Annotated in this window: 15 protein-coding genes; 7 read left to right on the plus strand and 8 right to left on the minus strand. The window is 67.4% G+C overall.

Going from position 1 to position 15,126, the window contains the following annotated elements:
• Nucleotides 1–99: 99 nt before the first annotated feature.
• From KW835_RS16630 to KW835_RS16640, 3 genes are all read right to left on the minus strand, one after another.
• Nucleotides 100–393, minus strand: a complete 294-nt coding sequence (locus KW835_RS16630; protein ID WP_218384356.1) for a 2Fe-2S iron-sulfur cluster-binding protein — start codon at nucleotides 391–393, stop codon at nucleotides 100–102.
• Between the two features lie 54 nt (nucleotides 394–447).
• Nucleotides 448–1,086: a DUF938 domain-containing protein gene (locus KW835_RS16635; protein ID WP_218384365.1), complete on the minus strand. Its 639-nt coding sequence runs from the start codon at nucleotides 1,084–1,086 to the stop codon at nucleotides 448–450.
• Between the two features lie 550 nt (nucleotides 1,087–1,636).
• Entirely contained in the window at nucleotides 1,637–1,918 is a 282-nt protein-coding gene (locus KW835_RS16640) for a DUF427 domain-containing protein (protein ID WP_218384367.1), read from the minus strand.
• Nucleotides 1,919–2,187: 269 nt separating this feature from the next.
• Between KW835_RS16640 and KW835_RS16645 the strand changes: the two genes are divergently transcribed.
• On the plus strand, nucleotides 2,188–3,096 hold the full coding sequence (locus tag KW835_RS16645; RefSeq protein WP_218384368.1) for an SDR family NAD(P)-dependent oxidoreductase: 909 nt from the start codon (nucleotides 2,188–2,190) through the stop codon (nucleotides 3,094–3,096).
• 71 nt (nucleotides 3,097–3,167) lie between these two features.
• On the plus strand, nucleotides 3,168–4,694 hold the full coding sequence (gshA, locus tag KW835_RS16650; protein WP_218384370.1) for a glutamate--cysteine ligase: 1,527 nt from the start codon (nucleotides 3,168–3,170) through the stop codon (nucleotides 4,692–4,694).
• A 117-nt stretch (nucleotides 4,695–4,811) separates the two neighbouring features.
• Here the strand turns inward: gshA and KW835_RS16655 are convergent, their stop codons facing one another.
• Both KW835_RS16655 and KW835_RS16660 read right to left on the minus strand, forming a co-directional pair.
• Nucleotides 4,812–5,048 (minus strand): oxidoreductase-like domain-containing protein, encoded by a 237-nt coding sequence (locus KW835_RS16655; protein ID WP_370633639.1) that lies wholly within the window; start codon nucleotides 5,046–5,048, stop codon nucleotides 4,812–4,814.
• Nucleotides 5,045–5,296 (minus strand): hypothetical protein, encoded by a 252-nt coding sequence (locus KW835_RS16660; RefSeq protein ID WP_218384371.1) that lies wholly within the window; start codon nucleotides 5,294–5,296, stop codon nucleotides 5,045–5,047. Before KW835_RS16660 ends, KW835_RS16655 begins: the two co-directional genes overlap by 4 nt.
• Before the next feature lie 171 nt (nucleotides 5,297–5,467).
• Here KW835_RS16660 and ylqF point away from each other — a divergent pair, with 171 nt between their 5' ends.
• From ylqF to KW835_RS16675, 3 genes are all read left to right on the plus strand, one after another.
• Nucleotides 5,468–6,436: a ribosome biogenesis GTPase YlqF gene (gene ylqF, locus KW835_RS16665; RefSeq protein WP_218384373.1), complete on the plus strand. Its 969-nt coding sequence runs from the start codon at nucleotides 5,468–5,470 to the stop codon at nucleotides 6,434–6,436.
• 29 nt (nucleotides 6,437–6,465) lie between these two features.
• On the plus strand, nucleotides 6,466–6,645 hold the full coding sequence (locus KW835_RS16670) for a tripartite tricarboxylate transporter substrate-binding protein (RefSeq protein WP_218384379.1): 180 nt from the start codon (nucleotides 6,466–6,468) through the stop codon (nucleotides 6,643–6,645).
• 298 nt (nucleotides 6,646–6,943) lie between these two features.
• Nucleotides 6,944–9,232, plus strand: coding sequence for a bifunctional diguanylate cyclase/phosphodiesterase (locus KW835_RS16675; RefSeq protein ID WP_218384386.1), 2,289 nt, complete (start codon nucleotides 6,944–6,946; stop codon nucleotides 9,230–9,232).
• A 148-nt stretch (nucleotides 9,233–9,380) separates the two neighbouring features.
• On the opposite strand, the gene KW835_RS16680 is transcribed toward KW835_RS16675, so the two are convergent.
• On the minus strand, nucleotides 9,381–9,524 hold the full coding sequence (locus KW835_RS16680; protein WP_218384388.1) for a hypothetical protein: 144 nt from the start codon (nucleotides 9,522–9,524) through the stop codon (nucleotides 9,381–9,383).
• Between the two features lie 101 nt (nucleotides 9,525–9,625).
• Nucleotides 9,626–10,120, minus strand: coding sequence for a RidA family protein (locus KW835_RS16685; RefSeq protein WP_218384390.1), 495 nt, complete (start codon nucleotides 10,118–10,120; stop codon nucleotides 9,626–9,628).
• Between the two features lie 85 nt (nucleotides 10,121–10,205).
• Here KW835_RS16685 and soxR point away from each other — a divergent pair, with 85 nt between their 5' ends.
• Together soxR and KW835_RS16695 are read left to right on the plus strand one after the other, a co-directional pair.
• Nucleotides 10,206–10,670 (plus strand): redox-sensitive transcriptional activator SoxR, encoded by a 465-nt coding sequence (soxR, locus tag KW835_RS16690; protein ID WP_304505169.1) that lies wholly within the window; start codon nucleotides 10,206–10,208, stop codon nucleotides 10,668–10,670.
• Nucleotides 10,671–10,830: 160 nt separating this feature from the next.
• Nucleotides 10,831–11,853, plus strand: a complete 1,023-nt coding sequence (locus KW835_RS16695; RefSeq protein ID WP_218384391.1) for an OmpA family protein — start codon at nucleotides 10,831–10,833, stop codon at nucleotides 11,851–11,853.
• A gap of 57 nt (nucleotides 11,854–11,910) precedes the next feature.
• Here KW835_RS16695 and KW835_RS16700 read toward each other — a convergent pair whose 3' ends face one another.
• Nucleotides 11,911–15,063 carry a WD40 repeat domain-containing protein gene (locus tag KW835_RS16700; RefSeq protein WP_218384393.1) on the minus strand — a complete coding sequence of 1,051 codons (3,153 nt, stop codon included), beginning with the start codon at nucleotides 15,061–15,063 and terminating at the stop codon, nucleotides 11,911–11,913.
• Nucleotides 15,064–15,126: the final 63 nt, after the last annotated feature.

Genomic DNA, 15,126 nt, shown 5'->3' on the forward strand with positions numbered 1-15,126 from the left:
GAGATTCTGGGTGAGGACTGCCGGGCGCAGCAAGCGCGAAAGCGCCTTCGCGTTCCGGGCCGCCATGGGTTGCGGCCTTAAAAAACCTGGAAGAGGGTCTCAGATGCTCGGCGCTTGCAGGCGCACGTCGCTCACCGGGTAGGCCACGCAGGGCAGTACGCAGCCCTCGGCCTTTTCCTCGGCGGTCAGGCCGGGCCACTCGATGGCGTAGCGCACCTCGCCCTCGGCCAGCACGCCGATGCAGGTGCGGCAGGTGCCGTTGCGGCAGGAACTGGGCCAGTCGATCCCGCCCTGTTCCATGGACAGCAGCAGGGGCTGCTCGGGCCAGGCGTCGCATTGCAGGCCGTCGGGTTCTACGTGGGCGATGAAGAAGGGGGCGGCGGGCTGGGTCATGGGCTGTCGGTGGGTCAATCGATCAATCAAGCGGGCGAGCGGGCAGGCCAGCGGTCAGGGGGCGGAGCCTTCTGCGCGCGCCCACACCAGCAAGAGGTTGTTGGCGGGCAGGGCGTGGCGCTGCTGCAGTGCGAGCCCTGCTGCGGCGGCGGTTGCGGCCACGTCTTCCAGGCGCCGGATGCCCCAGGCGCTGTCCTGTGCGCGCAGGCTGGCGTCAAACGCGAGGTTGCCCGCAGCGGTGGGCACATTGTCTTCGAGGTAAGGACCGTAGGTGGCGAGCCGGCCACCCGGCGCGAGGTGACGCGCTGCGCCTTGCACCAGGCCCGCGCAGCAGGCCCACGGGGCTATGTGGAGCATGTTGGCGCAGTAGATGAGGTCGAACTCCTCTGTGAAGGAGGCCCCATCGGCAGGCCACTGCGTCTGCATCACGTCGAGCAGCACGGGAGGCAGAACGTTGCCGGCACCGGCCTTCGCGGCCCAGCCGGCGATGGAGCCGAAGTGGGTGCTATGCAGGTCGCTCGGCTGCCAGGTCCAGCCGGGCAGGGCGGCGCCGAAATGCGCCGCATGCTGGCCGGTGCCGCTGGCGATTTCCAGTGCGCGCCCCTGGGGGGCCAGCAGGGGTTGCAGGCAGGCCAGGATGGGCGCGCTGTTGCGTTCGGCGGCGGGGCTGTGCAGGAGGTGAAGATCTGACATGTTTTAGGGTTTTGGCGCTGATGGGGCAAGCGCTGGCAGCTATGAATAGAGGAACGTCTGGCGTGGTTTGGGATGGAGTGCGCGCTCCGCGTCGGCATGCGCCGGGTGCCTTGTTTTTAAGCAGCGCAAGGATATGTCTTGTAAATCAATGACTTATGCTTGTCATACAAGGCTTGTCCAGACTTATCCACATGATTGTCCAGCGGAGGCTTGGATAACCCCGGGTTTTGGCGTCTGCTGCCACCAGGCAAAGGCTTCCGCACCGCAGGGTTGATGGGGTGCCTTATTTTTGGGCAACACAAGGACAATCCTTGTAAATCAATCACTTGACGCTGTCATACAAGGCTTGTCCAAACTTATGCACAGGATTGTCCAGTGCTGGCAGGGATAACCGGAAGGCCTCTTTCCGCTCGCTGCCTAAAAAATGTGCAGTTCAATGCCGTGTCATATGAATCAAGCACTTGGCGTTGTCATACAGGACTTGCCAAAACTTATCCACACGATTGTCCAGCGCGCGCAGGGATAACCGGCGCGGGTTGCCGCTGGGGCGTCAGGCCTGTACTTTCACGCCTTTCCAGAACGCGACCCGGCCCCGGATTTCCTCGGCCTCGGGCTTGGGATCGGCATAGAACCAGGCCGCATCCGTGTTCATCTCGCCATCGACCAGCAGGGAGAGGTAGCTGGCTTGGCCTTTCCAGTGGCACGTGGTCTTGTGGTTGCTGAACGTGAAGTACTCGCGCTTGAGCGACGCTTCAGGGAAGTAGTGGTTGCCTTCGACCACGACGGTGTCGTCGCTTTCGGCGACCGTGACGCCGTTCCAGGTAGCTTTCATGGGAGATTTCCTTTGCCAAAATGCTGCTGGCGCTTGCTGGAAAAGCGCTGACAGCTATGAAATGAAGAGCGCTCGTCGCCAGGCACCGGGCACAGGCTGTGCACTCCCGGGGATCGGCGACGAGCACCTTAACTGATCGGGCCCGGGCGCGTACCCGCCAGTCGCATGCGCAACCGCGGCTGCGCGCCGTCTGGCTTAAAGTCCCACGCGCAGCGTGCCCCCGGCACCGGCCCTCTATTGTGCAAAGACAACCAACAGGAGAAGCATTCATGGGTATCGACTTCCAAGGCCGCGTGGCCATCGTCACAGGTGCAGGGGGTGGCCTGGGCCGTCAGCATGCGCTGGCACTGGCCGCACGCGGCGCCAAGGTGCTGGTCAACGACCTGGGAGGCGCGGTGGATGGCAGCGGCGCCACCGTGGGCGCGGCGCAGGCGGTGGCCGACGAGATCATCGCGGCTGGCGGCCAGGCGCTGGCCAACGGCGCGTCCGTCACCGACTTCGCGGCGGTGCAAGCCATGGTGCAGCAGGCCATCGACGCCTGGGGCCGGGTGGACATCCTGGTCAACAACGCCGGCATCCTGCGCGACAAGTCGTTTTCAAAGATGGACATGGCCGACTTCAACCTGGTTGTTCAGGTCCACCTGATGGGTGCCGCCCACTGCTGCAAGGCCGTGTGGCCGCACATGGTGGCGCAGCAGTACGGCCGCATCGTGATGACGACCTCGTCCACGGGCCTGTACGGCAACTTCGGCCAGTCCAACTACGGCGCGGCCAAGCTTGCGCAGGTGGGGCTGATGCAGACGCTGGCCATCGAAGGCGCCAAGTACGGCATTCGCGTGAACGCGCTGGCCCCCACGGCCGCCACGCGCATGACCGAAGGCCTGATGCCCCAGGAGGTGCTCGACGCGCTCAAGCCCGAAGCCGTGGTGCCCGCCATGCTGGTGCTGGCCCACGAAAGCGCACCCACGCGCACCATCCTGTGCGCGGGGGCGGGCTCCTTCGAGGCGGCCCACATCACGCTCACGCAGGGCATCCACCTGGGGATTGGCGCCGACGTGCCCGAGCAACTGGCAGCCCGCCTGGCCGAGGTCACGGAGCGCGCCGGTGAGCAAGTACCACAAAGCGGCGCGGCGCAGGGCACCAACGAGGTTGGAAAGGCCCTGGCGGCCAGGGTTTAAGCCACGTCCGTACGTGCAATCGTGCTCCGTGCTAAGTTCCGGGCCGACAGAAGTTGGATCGGTATAAAGATATGAGCAAATTGCACGAAAGACTGGCCGCCTACCCGGCGGATGCCCTGGGAGGGATTCGCCGCGGCATCGAGAAGGAAGGGTTGCGCGCGCTGCCGGCCGGGGGACTCGCGCTGACTCCGCACCCCGTGGCCCTGGGCTCGGCGCTCACGCACCCGCTGGTCACCACCGACTACAGCGAGTCGCAGCTCGAACTCATCACGGGTGCCCACAAGGGCGTGGATGAGTGCCTGAACGAGCTGACCGAAGTGCACCAGTTCGTGCACCACACGCTCAAGGACAGCGGCGGCGAGCTGCTCTGGGCATCGAGCATGCCCTGCGGGCTGCCTACCGACGAGACCATTCCCATCGGCCGCTACGGCAGCTCCAACGTGGGGCGTGCCAAGAGCGTCTACCGCATGGGCCTGGGCCACCGGTATGGCCGGCGCATGCAGACCATCTCGGGTATCCACTACAACTGGTCGCTGCCCGGTGTGGACAGCGAGCAGTACTTCTCGCTCATCCGCAACTTCCGCCGCCATGCCTTCGTGCTGCTGTATTTGTTCGGCGCATCGCCCGCGCTGTGCCCCTGCTTCGTGGCGGGGCGCGAGCACGGCCTGCAGGAGCTGCCCGGCGGGCAGGCGCTGTACCTGCCGCACGCCACGTCGCTGCGCATGGGGCGCCTGGGCTACCAGAGCGATGCCCAGGCCACGCTGGCCGTGAGCTACAACGGCCTCAAGGGCTATGCCAATTCGCTGCACGAGGCACTGACCAAGCCCTATCCCGCCTACGAAACCCTGGGCGTGCGCAACCCGGGCGGCGACTACAACCAGCTGGGCACCAGCCTGCTGCAGATCGAGAACGAGTTCTACGGCACCATCCGCCCCAAGCGCACCGTGCGCACCGGCGAGCGCCCGCTGCACGCGCTGCGCGAGCGCGGCGTCGAATACGTTGAAGTGCGCCTCATGGACCTGGACCCGTTCGTGCCCGTGGGCATCACCGCGCCCACCATGCGCCTGCTGGACGTGTTCCTGCTGCACTGCCTGCTGTCCGACAGCCCGCCCGACACGCCGGCCGAAATCGCCGAGCTCAAGCACAACCAGCACCTCACGGCAGAGCGTGGCCGCGAGCCGGGCCTGCATCTGGCGCGCAATGGCCTGAGCGTGACCCTGGCGGACTGGGGCGCCGAGGTACTGGCCGAGTGCGCGCCACTGGCCGCCGCACTCGATGCAACCCACGGCACCGACGACTACAGCGCAGCGCTGCAGGATGCACGGGCCCTCATGGCCGCGCCGGCCCAGACCCCTTCGGCCCGAGTGCTCGGCGCAATCCAGTCGGCGCACCACAACAGCTTCGAGAGCTTTGCGCTGCAGCAATCCATGGCGGCACGCGATGCGCTGCTCGGACTGCCGTGGAGCGCCGATCAGCAGGCCCGCTATCTCGCACTGGCCGACGAATCCATGGCCGCGCAAAAGGCCATCGAGGCTGCGGACACGCTGCCGTTCGAAGCCTGGCGCGAGCAGTACATGGCGGTCAAGGAGTTGGGCTGAGCCTGAGCACCGCTGCGCCTGGGTCGCATCGGGCCGCCGCGGCAGGTTGATTTTGCTAGTGTTTTGATAGCAAATGACGCTTGCCCCAAGAGCGATAGCGGCAAAAAATGCCTGAAATCAGCCCTGCAACTGCAGCAGGGCCTCCTGCCGCCAGTATTCGGCGGCGTCCAGAAACCCCTCCCACACACAGCCGTTGCAGCCCCGGCCGCAGCACGTTGTGGGCTCGGGTGGCGGGTTGCGCAGGGTGATGCCGGCCACCTGGGCGCGTGCCTGCAGGGCCTGGAACATCGCCAGGGCAGAAGCGCCGTCCACGGCGCGGGCGGGCGGTGGCAGGGCGGGGGTGGCCGGTGTCACGGCCGGCTGCGGCTGGCCTTGGCGCGGCGCACGCCATACTGCACGATGAAGGCCAGCCCCAGCACGAACGCGAACCAGCCCACCACGGACGCCTGGGCCATCAGTTCGCGCACGCTGGTGGAGCGAGCGACATGGGGCGCCAGCAGGATCACCAGGCCGATCAGGGCGCAGGTGACGCCCTTGAACAGCACTTCCTTGTCGGCCTTGCTGGTGGGGGCTTTGCGGGGGGCAGGGGTGGGGGCTGGCATGGTGGTCGAAGGCGCGGCGGCCCGAAGCGGGGAAGACCGCGATTATCCTTGGCCCCTGGCAGCCGCCGCCCTGGCCGTGTTCCACCGCGCCGATGATCTGCCCTAGAGCCCCCGACCACGGCCCTCGCTGGTCTGGCCGGACAATCCCAGAGAACACAGAAAGAATTCCGCATGGCCATCCAGTGGTTCCCCGGTCATATGCACCTGACCAAGAAAGCCATCACCGAACGCATCAAGGACATCGATGTGGTGATCGAGGTGCTGGACGCGCGCCTGCCGGGCTCCAGCAGCAACCCGCTGCTGGCCGAGCTCACCGGCCACAAGCCCTCGGTCAAGGTGCTCAACAAGCAGGACGTGGCCGACCCCGCGCGCACCCCGCTGTGGGTGGACTGGTACAACGCCCAGAGCGACACGCGCGCCGTGCCGCTCGATGCGTCGGATGCGGCGCCTGCGCGCAAGCTCATCGACGCCTGCCACCTGCTGTCGCCCAACCGCGGCGGCATGGCCAAGCCCATGCGCGTGCTCATCTGCGGCGTGCCCAACGTGGGCAAGTCCACGCTCATCAACACCCTGTCGAACAAGCGCCAGGCCAAGACGGGCGACGAGGCCGGCATCACCAAGATCGAGCAGCGCATCACCCTGGCTGACGACTTCTACCTGTGGGACACCCCCGGCATGCTGTGGCCGCGCATCATCGTGCCCGAGAGCGGCTACAACCTGGCCGCCAGCGGCGCCGTGGGCCGCAACGCCTACGACGAGGAGCTGGTTGCGCTGGAGCTGCTGCGCCGTCTTCAGGCGCACTACGCACCGCTGCTGGAGGCGCGCTACAAGCTGGGTCTGCCCGCCGGTGCGATGGCCGCGATGCAGGACGACGAACTGCTCGAAGCCATCGGCCGAAAGCGCGGAGCCATGCTGGGCGGTGGCCGCGTGAACCTGCAAAAGACCGCCGAGATCGTGATGACCGACTTTCGCACCGCCATCCTGGGCCGCATCACCTTGGAGACGCCCGCGGAGTTCGAGGCCTGGCGCGACGCCGGGCTGGCGGAGGATGCCAAGCGCCAGGCCAAGAAGGACGCGCGCGCCAAGGCCAAGGGCAAAGGCTCGGGCGTGCGAGAACCGTCGTCCGGGGACGTGGTGTAGCACCACTGCCGGGTGCACAGGCAGAGGCCGTGTCGTGGGTCGGTATCTCCGCCCCTGCAGGCACTCCGCCGGCCGTGGTGGCGCGCCTTGAAAAGGAGATGGAGCGCGCCTTCAAGGCGTCCGATATCCGCAAGCAGCTGGAGGTGCAGGGCCTGGTGGTTGTCGCATCGCGCTCCGCAGACTACACCGACTTCATCCGCAAGGAGTGAAGCGCTGGCGGCGTGTGGTCAAGGCCGCAGGCGTGCAGGCGGCCCGGTAGCGGCGCAGCGCACAGCGGCAACGGCCCGAGCGTGGTTGCCATTCATCCCCGGGGCGCGCCGGCGGCGCGGGTGGTGCGCCGCCTTTTCATCCACCACGCCGACCCCCGGCCCGTCGACACGGTGCCGATCTGGCGCCTTTCGCCTGGACGAACCCCGGGGTGCCGCTGTCCATGTTGGTGGCCACTGCCGCCTCGATCCGGCCGATGGATAGCGTTACCATGCCAGAACGGTTGTCACTGCATTGACCATGCCCCCTGTCACTCCTTCATCTCCTTTGCCCCGCGCGCGCGATGACGTCACCAGTCAGCAGCTCGTACGTGCAGGTTCGTGGACGGTCGCCATCACCGGCGTCATGATTGCCTCGCTGCTGCTGCTGGACGAACCGCTGCCCTGGGCACGTGTTCTGATGAATCTGGGCGTGGGAGTGATGGGCGCTGTGGCCGTGCTTTTGGGCCACCTTCAGCGCTGGCATTCCGCGGGCCTGGTGCTGGTGTGGGGCGTATGGGCGGTGGTGGCGGCGCTGTCGGCCAGCAACGGCGGCCTGCGCGGGCCCAGCCTGGTCAATTTCCCGGTCATCATCGTCGTGGCGGGCTGGGTGCTGGGGGCGCGATACACACTGTGGGTCACGGGCGCCACGGCGCTGCTGTTCTTGGTGTTCGTCTGGGCTGACCTCAACAACTACATGCCGCCACCGCGCTACGGCAACCTGGCGGCGTACGTGGCTTACCTCAGCGGAGTGTTGGCCGTGACGGCCGCCGCCACGCTCATGTCCCGGCGCAGCTACCTGCGCCGCGTGCGCGAGGCGCAGCAGACGGCATCCAGCCTGGCCACGCGCGATGCCGAGCTGCGCAAGCTGCTGCGCGCGGTCGAGCAAAGCCCCGAGAGCATCGCCATCACCGACCTTGAAGGCCGCATCGAGTACGTCAACGCCGCGTTTCTCACCCGCACCGGGTACTCGCAGGACGAGGTGATAGGGCAGTCGTCTTCGTCCGTGTCGAGCAACGGCATGGCGCTGGCCCAGTGGGTGAGCCTGCGCGACACGCTCGCACGCGGCGAGAACTGGGTGGGCGAGCAGGTCAATCGCCGCAAGGATGGCGCCGAGATCGTCGAAGCCGTGGTGGTGGCACCCATCCGCCAGCCGGACGGCCACATCAGCCATTACGTGGAGATCAAGCAGGACGTCACCGAACGCCGCCGCGCCGCCGCCGAGATCCATCGGCTGGCGCATTTCGATGCGCTGACCAGCCTGCCCAATCGCACCATGTTGGTGGAGCGACTGACTGCGCTGCGCTGGCGTGGCGCTGTGGGCTCGCAGCCCCTGCACGCGCTGGTGCTCCTGGACCTGGACCGCTTCACCACCTTCAACGATGCCCGGGGCAGCGAGATGGGCGACCGCCTGCTGTGCGCCGTGGCCCTGCGCCTGTCGCAGACGCTTCCGGCGCATGGTTTGCTGGTGCGCGTGGCCGGCGATGAATTCGCCATCGTGCTGCATGACCTGGGCCTGCTTCCGCCCCAGGCGAGCCGCCGCGCCCTGGCCTTTGCGGAGCAACTGCAGTCGCTGCTGTTGCAGCCCCTGAGGCTGGAGGGATGCGCGGAAGAGGCGCAGTTGGGCGCGAGCATCGGGATCACCCTGTACCCCCAGAACGCGAGCGACTCGCCGCACGAGGCCCTGCGCCGTGCGGGCACCGCGCTGCACCGTGCCAAACAAGCGGGTGGTGGGCGCTCGGCCTTTTTCGAGCAAGGCATGGGTGAGGCGGCGGAGCATCGGTTCCAGGTGGAGCGTTCGCTGCGCCACGCGATTGCGGCCGATGAGCTGCGGCTTTTCCTGCAGTCCCAGGTGGATGTGCACGGCCGGCTCACGGGCGCCGAGGTGCTGGTGCGCTGGCAGCACCCGCGCGACGGCCTGCTGTCGCCCGCGGCCTTCATCTCCATTGCTGAGGAGTCCGACCTGATCGTGGGGCTGGGCAACTGGGTGCTGACGCATGCCTGCGCATTGCTCGCCCAGCCCGTCATGCGCGAGCGACGCCTGAAGCTCTCGGTCAACCTCAGTGCGCGCCAGTTCCGCCAAGCCAGCTTCATCCCGCAACTGCGCGGCATCCTGGCCACCACCGGCGCCGATCCGTCGCTGCTCACGCTGGAAGTGACCGAAGGCCTGGTGATCGACGACTTCGACGAAGCCGTGGCCAAGATGCGCGAGCTGGCCGCCCTGGGCGTGGAGTTCTCGCTGGACGATTTCGGCACCGGCTACTCCTCGCTGGCGTACCTCAAGCGCCTGCCCATTCAGGAGATCAAGATCGACCGCTCGTTCGTGCACGAGGCGCCCACCAATGCCGACGATGGCGTGTTGGTCGAAGGCATCCTGTCGGTGGCACGCCACTTCGGATTGCGTGTGGTGGCTGAAGGGGTTGAGACCCGTGAGCAGGCCGATTTCCTGGGCCAGCGTGCGCCCGACATCGTCTACCAGGGGTACCTGTTCGGTCGCCCTGAGCCGCAGCAGGACTGGCTGGCGCGACTGCCGTCCGGCGGCGTGAATTGATCCCGCACGCCGGGCCTGCATTGAATGGCCCGGCGATGCGCGCAATGGTCGAGGGGCGAGCGCCCAAGAAAAGAAAGCCCCGCTGCCTTGGGGCTTCGGGGCTTCGGGCTTTCGTCTGGCGGCAAAGGCCAGGCCGGTTTCCCAGGCTTTACTTGTTCTTGTCCTTGCCACGCGGCAGGACGGCAGTCACCGGTGGCACGGGGCGGTCGGAGCCGTGCGAATCCTTCGGAATCGACGTGTCCTTCTTGGGCTTCTTCGTCATCTTGTTGCTGCGCTGATCACCTTTGGCCATGGGTCCTCCTGTGTGGGTCTCGGTATGCGACCGCTGCGCGCGATGGTACGCCACAACCGGAGCGGTTTGGGGGCCGCGCGCCGCAATCCGGCCGCCGGGCCTCAGATCCGTCGGATCTGTGCCGCGGTGCCTGGTGTCGCTGCCGTGCCTGTCACCACGGCGGTCGCTTCCACCTCTACCAGCATGCCGTCGAGCGCAAGGCGCGGTACGGGTATCAGCGTGCAGGCTGGCGTGGGTGCATCTTTCCACACACCGCGCGCCGCCTGGGTCCACAGCGCCAGGCGCTCCTCGGTGTGGTCCACCACCAGCAGCGTGAGCCGTGCGACGTCATGCACCGTGGCATCCGCCGCAGCCAGGGCTGCTTCCATGTTGCGCAGCGCCTGGTCCAGTTGCGCCGCAAAACCGGACGGCAGCTCGCCCGCCGCGTTCTCACCGCCCTGGCCCGAGACGTACACCGTGCGGCCGTGCAGCGGCGCCACCACCAGGTGCGAGTAGCCATTGGGCGCGGGGTCGTACAGGCGCTCGGGGTTGAGGTGTACAAGGCGCGTGAGGCTTGCGGCATCGTGGGGTGTGAGGAAAGAGGCGATCTGTGGCATGCGATTTCCTGGAATCGTTGAAAGGACGTGCTAGTATCAAACCTCAACTTTGGTTGAGGTCAATGTCTTTTATTGAGGTGCCCGCATGAAGCACGACGATGCCGCTGGCGATCCGGCCATGGACCTTGCCGCAGACCTTTCCGTGGGCGAGGTGGCTCGCCGAAGCGGCTTGGCCGTATCGGCACTGCATTTCTATGAGGCGCGCGGCCTGATCGCCAGCCTGCGCAGCGCGGGCAACCAGCGGCGCTACCCGCGGTCGGTGCTGCGCCGCGTGGCCGTGATCAAGGTGGCCCAGCGCATGGGGGTGCCGCTGGCGGCCATTGGAGAGGCGCTGCAGGCGCTGCCCGCGGGCCGCACGCCCACGGTGGCCGACTGGCGGCGCCTGTCTGCGCGCTGGCGCGAGGACCTGGATGAGCGTATCCGCACCCTCACGTCGCTGCGCGACCAGCTCGACGGCTGCATCGGCTGCGGCTGCCTGTCGCTCAAGGTCTGCCCTTTGCGCAACGCGCAGGACACGCTCGCCAGCGAAGGGCCCGGTCCGCATTTCTGAAGCGCCCTGTGTGACTTTGTGCGCAAATGCCGCTGAGCCGGTGTTTGCAGGTACCTTCAGTCCATGGTGCCCCGCTGGGCGCGCGCCTATGATGGCCGGGCGTTTGCTGGCGGCGCGCCGGCTTCCTTTCCCCTACACCCGCTTCAACCGGAGAATGCTCATGACCATGCGGCTGTTTCGTCAGTGGGGCGCGTCGCTGTGCCTCGGGTTCCTGGCCATGGCCTGCCACGGCGGCGCCGGTGCGCAGGACCTTGCGGGCTCCAAGGACCACCCGGCCGTCAAGCGCTTCGGCGGCAGCACCATCGTGGGTTATGAAGTGCGCAACTTCGACGCGGTGGAGTTCCAGACCTCCACCTTCAAGGAATTCGACCTGCAGGCCAATAAGCGCCGCTACGTGAAGCCCCCGCTGGAGCTCGAAGGCAGGCTCACCCGCCTGTGGTACGAAGCACCCGGCGCCACGCGATCGCTGGAGCTGTACCGCAACTACGCCAACGAGCTCGCGGCCGGCGGCTTCACCGCGCTGTACGACTCCACGCGCGACAGCGCGGCGGGCAGCTATACCAACTTCCTGGCCAACTTCAGCAGCGGGCAGCGCGACATCATCAAGAACAACCGCAGCGAGTACGTGATGTACGCGGCCGATGCCAGCACCGTGCGCACCGGCACCTTCCAGAAGGGCAACACCACCGTGCGCCTGGTCGCCATCGACTGGCCCAAGGAAGACGCCACCTACAAGTCCAAGCAAGGCGCCTACATCGCCGTGGACATCCTGGAGACCAAGGCCATGGAGCAGAACATGGTGGTGGTCAGCGCGTCCGACATCGGCAAGTCCATCACCGCAAGCGGCAAGGTCGCCATCTACGGCATCTTGTTCGACACCGGCAAGGCTGACGTCAAGCCCGAGTCCAAGCCGTCGCTCGACCAGATCGCGGCATTCCTGAAGGCCGAACCGGCCGTCAAGCTGCACGTGGTGGGCCATACCGATAGCGTGGGCGGTTTCGACAGCAACCTGGCGCTGTCCAAGCGCCGTGCCGACGCAGTGGCCGCCGTGCTGGCCCGGGACTACGGCATTGCCGCGAACCGCCTTGTGGGCAACGGCGTGGCATCGCTGGCGCCAGTGGCCAACAATGGCACCGATGAAGGCCGGGCCAAGAACAGGCGGGTGGAGCTGGTGCTGCAGTAAAGGGTCTGCCGCCGTGGCGGCATCCGGGGCTCCAGCACCGGAAGATGCGTGAGCCGCCTACCAGCGCAGCGGCCCGGCCTCGTCGCTCCAGAAAATCCAGCGGCGGGTTTCCGCATACGGCGAGGTGCCGATGGAGTGGGGGTCCATGCCAGCCTCGTTGTACTCCAGCTTGGCCAGATAGCCCCCATAGCTTGCCGCCCACAGCGTGCTGCCGTCCGGAGAGATCTCGATGGCGCTGATCGTGCTCCCCACATGGTGGCGCCATAGTGGCCGGCCGTCGTCGCCGATCGCGTGCAGGTAGCCATCGGCATCCCCCAGGATCGCCAGCCCGGGCTGGGTGGCCGATGCGTACACCCGGCAGCGTTCGTCGAGTGCCGGAAGATTCTCCGCACCGGGTGCCGCAGGCTGCGGCGCTAGCGGCACCGACAGCGTGCTGCCCCAGTACAGGTGGCACGAGTTGGCGAACAGCCGCGCGCCGTCGTGCGAGAAGGCCGCGTGGTGCGGGTAGGACGAGCGCGGTTCGTACTCGGCCAGCAGCGCACCTTGCGCGTCGAGCAGCACATGCTGGCTGTCCTGGTCGCCCACGGCGATGTGGCGCTCGTCGGGAGACAGGGCCATGTGCAGCATGTCGAGCGCCAGCACGGTGAGGGTCTGGCCGCCCACCTCTTCGTCCATCTGGTTCTTGGGCCAGGTATAGGGGCCGTCTTCTTCGAAGGTCTGCGGGTGCAGGCGCTGCACCCCGCCATGGCCACCATTGCCACTGCCGGCTTCCTCCGCGCTGGTCAGCAGGTAGATGCCTGTGGGGTTGCGCAGCAGCACGCGCTGGCCGTCGTTGAAGGGGATGATTTCATCGCAGCGCTGCCCCAGCGGGCCCGCAGCCACCGCGACGTGGGGTGGCAGGCCTTCGTTGCCCCGGGGCAAGTCGAACCGCGCGACCACTGGTCCCTCGAAGCCCCGGTGGGTGGTGATCTGCAGGCCGTCGCTGCGGGCAAAGACCTGCCGGTCGTGCGAGCGGCCCAGCCCCCGCAGCGAAGGCAGCGGCGTGTGGCGCGTGCCCTGCAGGGCCACCCAATGGGCGGTGTCGTCGTACGCAGGGCCGATGCGGGCCAGCACGCGGCCGTCGTCCAGCGCAATCACCGGCCCGATGAAAACGCCTGCTTTTGCGGCACGCTGTACGAAGGCGTCGGGCGCGAAGGCAAAGCGCTGGCGAAAGCGCTCACCCAGCTCCTCGTCGGCGTGGGCATTGACCACGCGTGCCAACTGCAGCACGGTGGGCGCCGCACCCTTGCGTGGGTCGGGGGGCAGGGCGTTTTCGTCTTGTTCTTCGCCGTCTTCGTCTTCGTTCCCCGCATCCGTGATGACTGTGGTGGCGTTGTCATCGCCACAGGCCTGCATCCGCGATGCATCCATGGCGAGCTGGTGGGCCCGGACGGCGGCCACGTACTCTCGCCCGCCAGCCTGCCACTGCTCGGAGAGCGTCATCAGTTCCAGCGGAAAAACGGCCGCGTCCGGCAGATCAGGTGCCAGCGGCGGTGTCGCAAGCAGACGCACCGCAGCTTCGATGCGGCGCGCCTCGGCGGCTTGTTCCTCATCGCGCGCATGCTCCTCTCGCAGGCGGGCCTGCACCACTTGGTAGAACCGCAGCAGCCGCGCCACATGGTCTGCCGCACCGCGCGGCAGCGCCACCCTCGCTTCGCTCTGGCGCTGGGCATAGGTGAACTCGACAAGCGCCGGGCCTTCGCGGGCCTCGTCCACATTGACCTGGTAGACGCTGTGCGCGTTGTCCTCGTCGTCACCTTGCGCCGGGCTGCCGTTCTCCCAGCTGAACTTGAGCGCCCGGCCCCAGGGCTCGCCGTCGTGCATGCAGGGCTGGCGGGCACCCACCCACACGTCGCCCTGCCAGTGGCCGTTCCTGTCGCTGTCCCACCAGTCGTTGTAGCGCTCGGTGAACACGGGCAGGCGGGTGAAGTCCTCGATGTGCGTCGCTGACAGCTCGGCCTCCAGCCGCTGGTACAGCGGGTAGCGTGCGCGGTGCTGGCCCACGGCCTTGCGCACATAGTCCAGCACGCCGCGCCAGGCCTTCTGGCAGTGCTCCCAGGCTTCGGGCGCGGCGCTTTGTGACAGCGGCTTCCATTCGCCGGGTTCGCCTTCCTGGTAGCTGCGGTACAGCAGCGTCAGTTCGGGGCCGGCCTGTGCGGGCCGGCGCAGCAGGGCCGCCACCATCCGGGCCAGCAAGCCCCTCGGGCGAAGCTGCTCCACCGACAGGTAGAAGTCCCAGGTCTTCCACACCGTGATGAACACGTTGTCGTCGCGCTGATCGCCGTCTTCGTCCACATGGCGCTGGCAGACGGAGAAATCCGTCTGCTGGAACCAGCCGTAGGCCTTGTGCTCCTTGTGTGCAACGACAGGCGTGTGCACGACGGCCAGGATGTTCTCCACGCTGATGGTGTTGTCGGCACACAGGTCGTGCGCCATTGGCCAGGCGGCGTGGATGTCTGCACTGCCGCGCACAGCGCTGTCGCCTGCCCGCACAGCGGCGACCACCTGGGGCCGGTCCAGCATCCCCGCAAGGCCATCTTCGCCCGACGCCGTGCCAGAAAGGAACTTCGGGGCAAACACGGCGCCCAGCACCTCTGCGGAGAACTCCGCCAGGTGGGGGCCGGGGCGCACCTCGTCCTGCAAAAAATCCACCTGCTCGGGGCCTTCGATGTGCACGCCGTATTCGTCGGTGAACAGCGCCACGCGCGCCTGAAGCCCGCCGTGCACTCGCAGCTCACCGTGGTTGTAGTGGCCCCACAGCAGGTCCTGCACCCGCAGTGCACCCCGTACAAGCATCAGTTGCCCGCCCACCACGGCATTGCGCGCCTGGGTATCTCCTCGCACGATGAGGTGGGTGGCGCCATCGGTGTCGTCACAGGTCAGTGCGCCGTCCACCTGCAGGTGGCCGTCGATCAGGATCAGGAACAGCGAGCGCGGCAGTCGGGCGTCGCCCGGGCCTTCCTGCAAGCCCTGCCACCATTGGCGCTGCGGGCTGCCGCTGGCCAGGGGGGCATCCAGGTGAAGCGCTGGCCACTGCACGTCGCCGGTGATCCACAGCACGGTTTCGTCGGCGAGAGCGCCAGGGTCCTGGCGCATGCGCTCGGCCAGCCAGCAGTCGGCGGGGATCAGGGCGGCCACGTCGGCCAGCGGGCAAAGTCGGGCAGTGGGCATGGGGCGCGGTGAGGAACAAAACCGGCGGGCATCGTACACCGCGGCCTGCAAGCTTGCCGCTTT

This window comes from Acidovorax sp. sic0104 (assembly GCF_019219095.1).
In the GTDB taxonomy this organism is placed as follows: domain Bacteria; phylum Pseudomonadota; class Gammaproteobacteria; order Burkholderiales; family Burkholderiaceae_C; genus Acidovorax.